The 7020-nt window shown below is 65.2% G+C and carries 8 protein-coding genes and 2 pseudogenes; 1 reads left to right on the forward strand and 9 read right to left on the reverse strand.

Features of this window, described 5'->3' with window-relative positions:
• The first annotated feature begins 143 nt into the window (after nt 1–143).
• Complete coding sequence (locus Q319_RS0114825) at nt 144–1073, forward strand: acetamidase/formamidase family protein (protein ID WP_029483257.1); 930 nt, start codon at nt 144–146, stop codon at nt 1071–1073.
• A 393-nt stretch (nt 1074–1466) separates the two neighbouring features.
• On the opposite strand, the pseudogene Q319_RS0114830 reads toward Q319_RS0114825, so the two are convergent.
• The 9 genes and pseudogenes from Q319_RS0114830 to Q319_RS27930 all read right to left on the reverse strand — a co-directional run.
• A pseudogene (locus Q319_RS0114830) lies at nt 1467–1658 on the reverse strand (IS3-like element ISDds1 family transposase); the annotation flags it as partial.
• Between the two features lie 210 nt (nt 1659–1868).
• Nucleotides 1869–2528 (reverse strand): PepSY-associated TM helix domain-containing protein, encoded by a 660-nt coding sequence (locus Q319_RS0114835; protein ID WP_245619267.1) that lies wholly within the window; start codon nt 2526–2528, stop codon nt 1869–1871.
• On the reverse strand, nt 2506–2865 hold the full coding sequence (locus tag Q319_RS28730) for a DUF2271 domain-containing protein (protein ID WP_281173841.1): 360 nt from the start codon (nt 2863–2865) through the stop codon (nt 2506–2508). Before Q319_RS28730 ends, Q319_RS0114835 begins: the two co-directional genes overlap by 23 nt.
• Nucleotides 2866–3063 (reverse strand): twin-arginine translocation signal domain-containing protein, encoded by a 198-nt coding sequence (locus Q319_RS28735; protein WP_245619271.1) that lies wholly within the window; start codon nt 3061–3063, stop codon nt 2866–2868.
• A gap of 68 nt (nt 3064–3131) precedes the next feature.
• Entirely contained in the window at nt 3132–4091 is a 960-nt protein-coding gene (locus Q319_RS0114845; protein WP_029483260.1) for an FAD:protein FMN transferase, read from the reverse strand.
• Between the two features lie 83 nt (nt 4092–4174).
• Nucleotides 4175–4756 carry a hypothetical protein gene (locus Q319_RS0114850; RefSeq protein ID WP_029483261.1) on the reverse strand — a complete coding sequence of 194 codons (582 nt, stop codon included), beginning with the start codon at nt 4754–4756 and terminating at the stop codon, nt 4175–4177.
• A gap of 82 nt (nt 4757–4838) precedes the next feature.
• Nucleotides 4839–6158, reverse strand: a complete 1320-nt coding sequence (locus Q319_RS0114855) for an ABC transporter permease (RefSeq protein WP_156039367.1) — start codon at nt 6156–6158, stop codon at nt 4839–4841.
• A complete protein-coding gene (locus Q319_RS0114860; RefSeq protein ID WP_211252376.1) occupies nt 6155–6664 on the reverse strand; it encodes an ABC transporter ATP-binding protein in 510 nt (169 codons plus the stop codon). The genes Q319_RS0114855 and Q319_RS0114860 overlap by 4 nt, the downstream gene beginning before the upstream one ends.
• Nucleotides 6665–6680: 16 nt before the next feature.
• A pseudogene (locus Q319_RS27930) lies at nt 6681–7020 on the reverse strand (hypothetical protein); the annotation flags it as partial.

Here is a 7020-nt window from a genome sequence, read left to right on the forward strand (position 1 = left end):
TACACTGAGCTTACGACTTCAACGAATTGGAATGCGCCCTTGTCTAGCCCGATGGAAGACCGCGTTGAGTTCACGTCGTCGAAGCTGTCACAGATCAATCTGCCCCGGTCGGAGCAACTGCGTTCAATAATGGGAGGATCACCATGAAGTCCAGACCCAAATGCACCATCCACGACCACCATTACGGCTGGGACAACAGCCTGCCGCCCGCGCTGGAAGTCGAGAGCGGTGAGACCATCGAATTCGAGGTCATCGATTCCGGCGGCGGGCAGTTCACCCCTGCGTCCACCTCTTCCGATGTGACCGCGCTGGATTTCTCGAAAATCAATCCAGTGACCGGCCCGGTCTACGTACACGGGGCGGAACCGGGCGACGCATTGCAGGTGGACATTCTGGAATTCCGGCCCTCGGGCTTCGGCTGGACGGCCATCATTCCAGGTTTCGGCTTGCTGGCGGATGAATTCGCCGAGCCTTATCTCAAGCTGTGGCAGTACGGCGACAGTTCGGCGGAGTTCCTGCCGGGTATCCGGGTGCCGGTGCGGCCCTTTCCCGGCACCATCGGCAACGCGCCCGCCGAGGCAGGCCATCACTCCGTCGTGCCGCCGAGGTCCGTGGGGGGCAACATGGACATCCGGGATCTGACGGCAGGGTCCACGCTGCACCTGCCCGTTGCCGTGCCTGGGGCACTGTTCTCGGTGGGCGACACCCACGCAGCCCAGGGTGACGGTGAGGTCTGCGGCACCGCCATCGAATCGGCCATGCACGTCACGCTGCGTTTTACACTGAAGAAAGCGGCACACCTGAAAACGCCGCGTTTCTCGACACCTGGACCCGTCACGGGGCACATTGACGGGGCCGGATATCAGGTCACCACGGGCATCGGGCCAGACCTGTACGCTGCCGCACAGGACGCCACCCGCTCGATGGTGGATTTCATGACAGCCGAGTATGGTCTGTCACTACAGGAAGCCTATCTGCTGTGCAGCGTGGCGGCGGACCTGCGCATCAGCGAGATCGTGGACGCGCCCAACTGGCTGGTCAGCCTGTATCTGCCCAGAGGCATCTTCATCTAGGCGCGTGCCGCGTATTGGAGTCCACTTGCCGGATCGTGCGCTGACAGGCGCACGCGGTCTCCGCGCCAGGACGGCACGCCGCCTGTCATGCGCAGGGCTGGGACGCGGCGGCAGTGCTGGCCCTGGCCCATCTGCTGGAGATGGCTCTACCGAAGTCTGGGGCTGCCCCGCTATTGCGGCGTTGAGGTTGTGCAACTTTAGCCTGGCGTTCGAATTCGTGAGGTGTCATACGGACTCCGATTAAAAGGTGTTGAAAACACCTGGAAATCCGAACGGAGTGAGCAGGAGAAAAACGGGTTCCGGGCGTGGAGTGCGGGAATCGGCGCTGTCCCGATTTCTGCGCGAAACAGACGGAATCCGTATCAGGTAGCCCAGTGTGGAGTGGCGGCGCTATCGGTTGTGGAAAACCAGGGTGTATTCGAAGATGGCCTGCCGGGCCACCGTGTGGTTCTCGAACAGCTCTCTTTTCAGGGAGCTGAAAAAGCTCTGCACGACAGCGTTGTCCCAGCAATCCCCCTTCCGACTCATTCTCCCCTTGGCCCGCAGGCGGGCCAATTCTTCTTGAAACACCCGACTGGTGTACTGGGCAGATTCAAGCTGTCGTCGCAACAGCAGCGTGAATGTCGTGCAGCACTTGACTCATGCAGCTTTCTCCTTGAAGGGTGCGCGCCCGAACCGACTTCCGGCCCTGCCCTGAGCCTTTCAACCCGGACCGAAGAAACAGTCCAGAAACTGTGGAGAATCGCCACAGATGTGGACCTGCACCGCCACGGGACAAGTCCACTGATCTTGTCTTCAGCCCAGCGCCCGCCAGCCCAGCCCCAGCACGATCAGCGAGGCGACGCCCATCACGATCAACGCCTGCGCGCGGGTCTTCTTCAGGTATAGCAGGATGCCGATGCCCGTGACCGCCACCAGCGTCAGAATGCCGCCGCTGACATCAATCAGCCACTTCCAGGCCCCGCCGGTATCCCGGCCCTTGTGCAGGTCATTCAGCACGGCCACGCCGCCCTGCGCCAGCACCGCGGCGGTGTAGTTGCCGGTGGCCGTGTCGATATAGATGTCGGCGCTGTAGCCTGGACCCTGAAACGAGATGCTGGCCTCGCTGCCGTCCATCCGTGTCTCCCCGGCGCGTCCTCTGAGGCCCTGCTGGGCGCGCAATTCCTCGGCCACGGTCAGCCAGTCCACCTTGCCCGCACTGATCCAGCCTGCGGGCAGCGTACCGGTCACTTCCCGCCGGACCTCTGAGTTGCCAAACGCCCAGTCGGGATGGTTGAGGGTGATGCCGGTCAGGGCAAAAAACAGCACCAGCAGCAGGCTGATCATCGACGTGTACGTATGCAGCCAGCGTAACCAGACATGGCTGCGGGCCTTGAGGGTGCGGGGACGGGCGGCTGGACGCGCGGTTCGCGTCCCCTCGCTGCCCTGCCCCTCAGGCTTTGCCGTAAGCGACACTGGCGGCCTCGATATCATTGTCTGTCGCAAGCGTTTTCTTGAAGGCGCTTGCGCCTACCGTTACTTTCTCGCGCACCAGGCTGTAGGGACCGTGTTCGCGGGCGGTCTCGATGCACACGTAATAGTCGCCCTGCCCGGCCAGCGCGCCCTTGTCGGTCTTGCCGTCCCACTTGACGGCATAGCTGCCGGGGTTGCGGGTGGCGCTGCTCACGGTGCTGAGCAGATCGGCGTTCTGCCGGGTCCAGCGGCGCAGCTCGGCCAGCCAGCGCGGATTCAGGCGGCTCTGCTGCATCCACACGCTCAGGTTACGGACCGTGTTGCCCGCCCCATCCTCGATTCACACGGCGACGTAGGGGCGTTTGACGCGGCCTGTGGCCTGGGTGGCCACTGTGAAGTTCACGTCCAGACCCATGCCCGAAGTCCAGGGCTTGCCGGTGGCGGCGCTGGCGACGCTGCCAGGCAACACGCGCGAGAGGGTGAGGGCCGCGCCTGCGGCGGCCAGTTTGCGCAGGAAGGTTCGTCGGGTGTCGGTCATGTTGGTGGCTCCTGGAATCAAATGTAGAGAGGTGAGCTGGAGTGGAGGTCTGAAATTCAGTGGGCTGTTTACTGGGCTGGGCCGTCTGGAGGCCACAGGCTGCTGCGGTGCTGCTGCCCGTCTCGCGTGACGATCAGGGCGGCGCAGTCCGGCAGGGAATGGACCAGGGCCAGGCCCTCCAGGGCACCGAGTACGCTCAGGGCCGTGGCCAGCGCGTCGGCAGCGGCGCAGTCGGGGGCAATAACAGTCACGCCGGGAACGTGCTGGACGGGCTGGCCGCTTCGGGGATCAATCAGGTGCGAGTGCCAGTGGCCTCCCACCTGCACGCCCCGGTGGGCGCTGCCGCTGCTGGCGAGCGCCCCATTCTGAACCTGCACGCGGGCCAGCGGCGAGGCGTCGTCGCGGGCCGTGAAGGGGTCGGCCACCGTGACCGTCAATCCCCGCCCCCCCATCGTTCGCAGATCGCCGCCTGCATTGACCAGCACGGCCTGGACGCCAGGAGATTGCCAGGCCAGCGCGGCCATGCGGTCCACGATCCAGCCCTTGGCCAGCGCGTTCAGGCCCAGCGGATACGTGGCGTGCAGGGTGGCGGTGCCGTCGCCGTGCAGGGTCCAGGGACCAGACTGAAGGTGATGGGTTAGCGCCGTCAGCTCGCCCGTGTCCGGCCCGCGGCCCTGTGCTGCCGCCGTCTGCCACAGCCGGCCCAGGGCGTCTGCCCCCGGATGGAAGGCCCCGTCCGTCCGCTCGCGCCAGTCGTCGGCGAGGGCCAGCACCGCCCGCAACTCAGAGCTGAGGCGAACCCGCTCGCCTGTCCGGGTCAGCCAGCGCGACAGCTCGCTCTGCGGGTCAAAGCGGCTCAGCACCGCGCTCAGCCGCTCCAGCTCGTCCAGTGCGGTTCTCTCGGCGGCCTCGGCCTGCTGCTGGTTGCGGGCCACCACCTGAACCTCAATCTCCGTTCCCAGCAGCCGTTCGTAGACGCTCTGGAGGCGGTAAGGGGGCCGGATCAGGGAGGTGAGTGACCGAAGCATGGGCAGAGTCTGGAGTGAGACGCCGAAGATCCCATGAAGGTCCAGCGCAGCTTTGGTGGCTGTGGGCGGGCTGGATGGCGGCATTACTTCTTCTGCAACACGGCCATGTACGCCTTCAACGCATCCGCCCCGCGCCCGGTCTTGAACGGGTTGAACTTGCCAGGGTCAAACTGGCCGCCCTGGCCGCCCGAATTCACGCCGCCCTGCCCGCCGGGACGCTGTCCGCCCCCGATGCCGCCGGGAATGCCCGGAATCCGCACGCCCGCGCCCTGTCCACCCGCACCTGCCTGCCGCTGGGCGCGCTGGGCTTCCCGCTCCTTCTCGGCCTTGATGACCAGCGTATCCAGCGCCGTCAGTTGTTTGTCGGTCAGAATCTTGTCCTCAATCTGTGTCAGGTACTTCTTTGCATCGTTGGGCGCAATGGCCGTGGCTTTTTGCAGGGCGGTGAAGAGGTTCAGCAGGCTTTTGGCCTGGGCCTTGGTGGCGGCGGTGGCCCTGTTTTTTTCCAGCTCGGGGAGCAGCCGTACCGTCTGCGACAGGTCATTGATGGACTGCATCTGCGCCATACGGGCGCGCTGTTCGGCGGTCAGGGTCTGACCACTCTGCTGGGCGGAGGCGAGGGCCGTGAGGGCCAGGGCAGCGGTTAAAAAGATAGTGTTTTTCATGGTGTAATTCCTTGAGGAAGAGGTGTGAGACGGGGTTTGGGGCGGTGAGACGGTCTGACTTCCTGACGGTAAAACGCGGTTCTCACTCGTAGCGCAGGCTGTCCACCGGGTCCAGCCGGGCCGCCCGCGCCGCCGGGTAGTAGCCGAAGAAGATGCCCACCAGCGCGCTGAAGATGAAGGCGACGACGATGGGCGTGGCGCTGAAGACGGGCGCGATATTAAAGAATTTGCCCGCGTAAGCAGCGGCCACCCCCAGCCCCAGCCCGATGATTCCGCCGCCGATGGACAGCAGGGAGGCCTCCACCAGAAACTGCGTGAGGATGTCGCGTGGCTTGGCCCCCAGCGCCTTGCGGACGCCGATTTCACGGGTGCGTTCCGTCACCGAGACCAGCATGATGTTCATGATCCCGATGCCGCCCACCAGCAGGCTGATTCCGGCGATGGCACCCACCAGAATGGTCAGGGTGGAGGTAATGGCGTTCAGGCTTTCCAGGCTGTCGGCCTGGTTCTGAACCTGAAAATCCAGATTCTCAGGATCGGTCTGGTCATGGCGCACGCTCAGGAGATCGGTCACGTCGGCCTGAAGTTGGGTGAGGTCCCTGGCATCGGTGGCCGACAGATAGACGTTGCTGACCGTGGGCTTGCCGCCCGTGCTGTTGGTGCGCGAGAAGCGCTGGAGGTAGGTGCTGAGGGGAATCAGGACCTGCGAGTTGGCGTTGCCGAAACCGCTGTTGCCCTTGTCGGGCAGCACGCCCACCACCGTGAAGGTCACGCTGCCCAGGCGGATGTTCTGATTCAGGGCATCGTCTGGGACTGCGCCCTCGCCCCACAGGTCAGTCAAGACCTGATGCCCGATCACGGCGGTGCGTTTGCGGCTGTCCACATCGGCCTGCGTGAAGTAGTCTCCGGCCTCCACGGGACTGTTGCGCACGGCGGCGTAGGCGGGCCAGGTGCCCACCACGCTGGCCTGGGTGTTGACGCTGCCCAGCTTGGCCTGCACGTTGCTGTTGACACTGGGGGCCACGCCTGAAACGCGGTCTCCGAAAGCTGTAGAGAGCGCTTCCGCGTCCTGCACCGTGATGGTCTGACTCGGGCCGCCCCGGACCAGAGAGCCGCCGCCCCCGCCCCGCGCACTCTGGACGGTCAGCAGGTTGGTCCCCAGCGATTCCAACCGGTCCGTGACCCCCGCCGTGCTGCCCTGCCCGATGGCGGTCAGCGCCACCACCGCCGCCACGCCGATGATCACGCCCAGCGCGGTCAGGATGCTGCGCATGGGCGTGCCGATGATCGCCCGCCACGCAATCGTGAACGCCCCACCCAGGCCGATGCCGCCGCGCCGCGCCGGAGGAGCCGGGGCCATCTGCGCCGCCCGTTCCTGCCGGGTCTCGGAGGTGGTGGTCATGGGCTGGCCCGCCGAGGGGTCTGCCGCGTATCGGATTCCACCACGCCGTCGCGCACACGGATGATGCGGCCCGCATACGCGCCGATGTCCGGCTCGTGCGTGACCAGGACGACGGTGGTGCCCTCGGCGTGCAACTCACCGAACAGGGCCATGACTTCTTCCCCGGTGCGGGTGTCCAGATTCCCGGTGGGTTCGTCGGCCAGCAGCAGGCGGGGATTTCCGGCCAGGGCGCGGGCCACGGCCACCCGCTGTTTCTGTCCGCCGCTGATCTGGCTGGGCAGGTTGCGGGCCTTGTCTTCCAGCCCCACGCGCCGCAGCACGTCCAGGGCGCGTTCGCGGCGTTCGGCAGCGGGAATCCCGGCATAGGTCAGCGGCACCTCCACATTTTCCAGCAGGTTCAGGCGCGGCAGCAGGTGAAAGGCCTGGAACACGAAGCCGATATCGGTGTTGCGGGCCTCGGCGCGTTCGTTCTCGGACAGGGTGGTCACGTCGCGCCCGCCGAGCATGTAATACGGACTCCGATTAATTTCTTGACAGAGGCCACCAGTGAAAGAGGGTCTGCTGGGAGAGGAGGTTCGGCTGGGTTTCGAGCCAGGCACACTGCTGGCCCAGGGTATCGGTGAAGTCATCCATCGTTTCAAACCAGCGGTTGGCAACCGTGGCGTCGGTGAGGTCCCACAGGCGCTCTACAGGTTGCAGTTCTGGTGAGTACGCGGGCATGGTGATGGTCTGAATGCCGGGGGGATGTCCCTCCAGCGGAGGGACATGAAAGCCTGCACCGTCTTCAACGACCAGCACGCAGTGCTGCTCACTCGCACCCACACTGCGAGCGAAAGCGGCCATCACCCTTTGATACGCCAGC

Source organism: Deinococcus marmoris DSM 12784 (genome assembly GCF_000701405.1).
Lineage (GTDB): Bacteria > Deinococcota > Deinococci > Deinococcales > Deinococcaceae > Deinococcus > Deinococcus marmoris.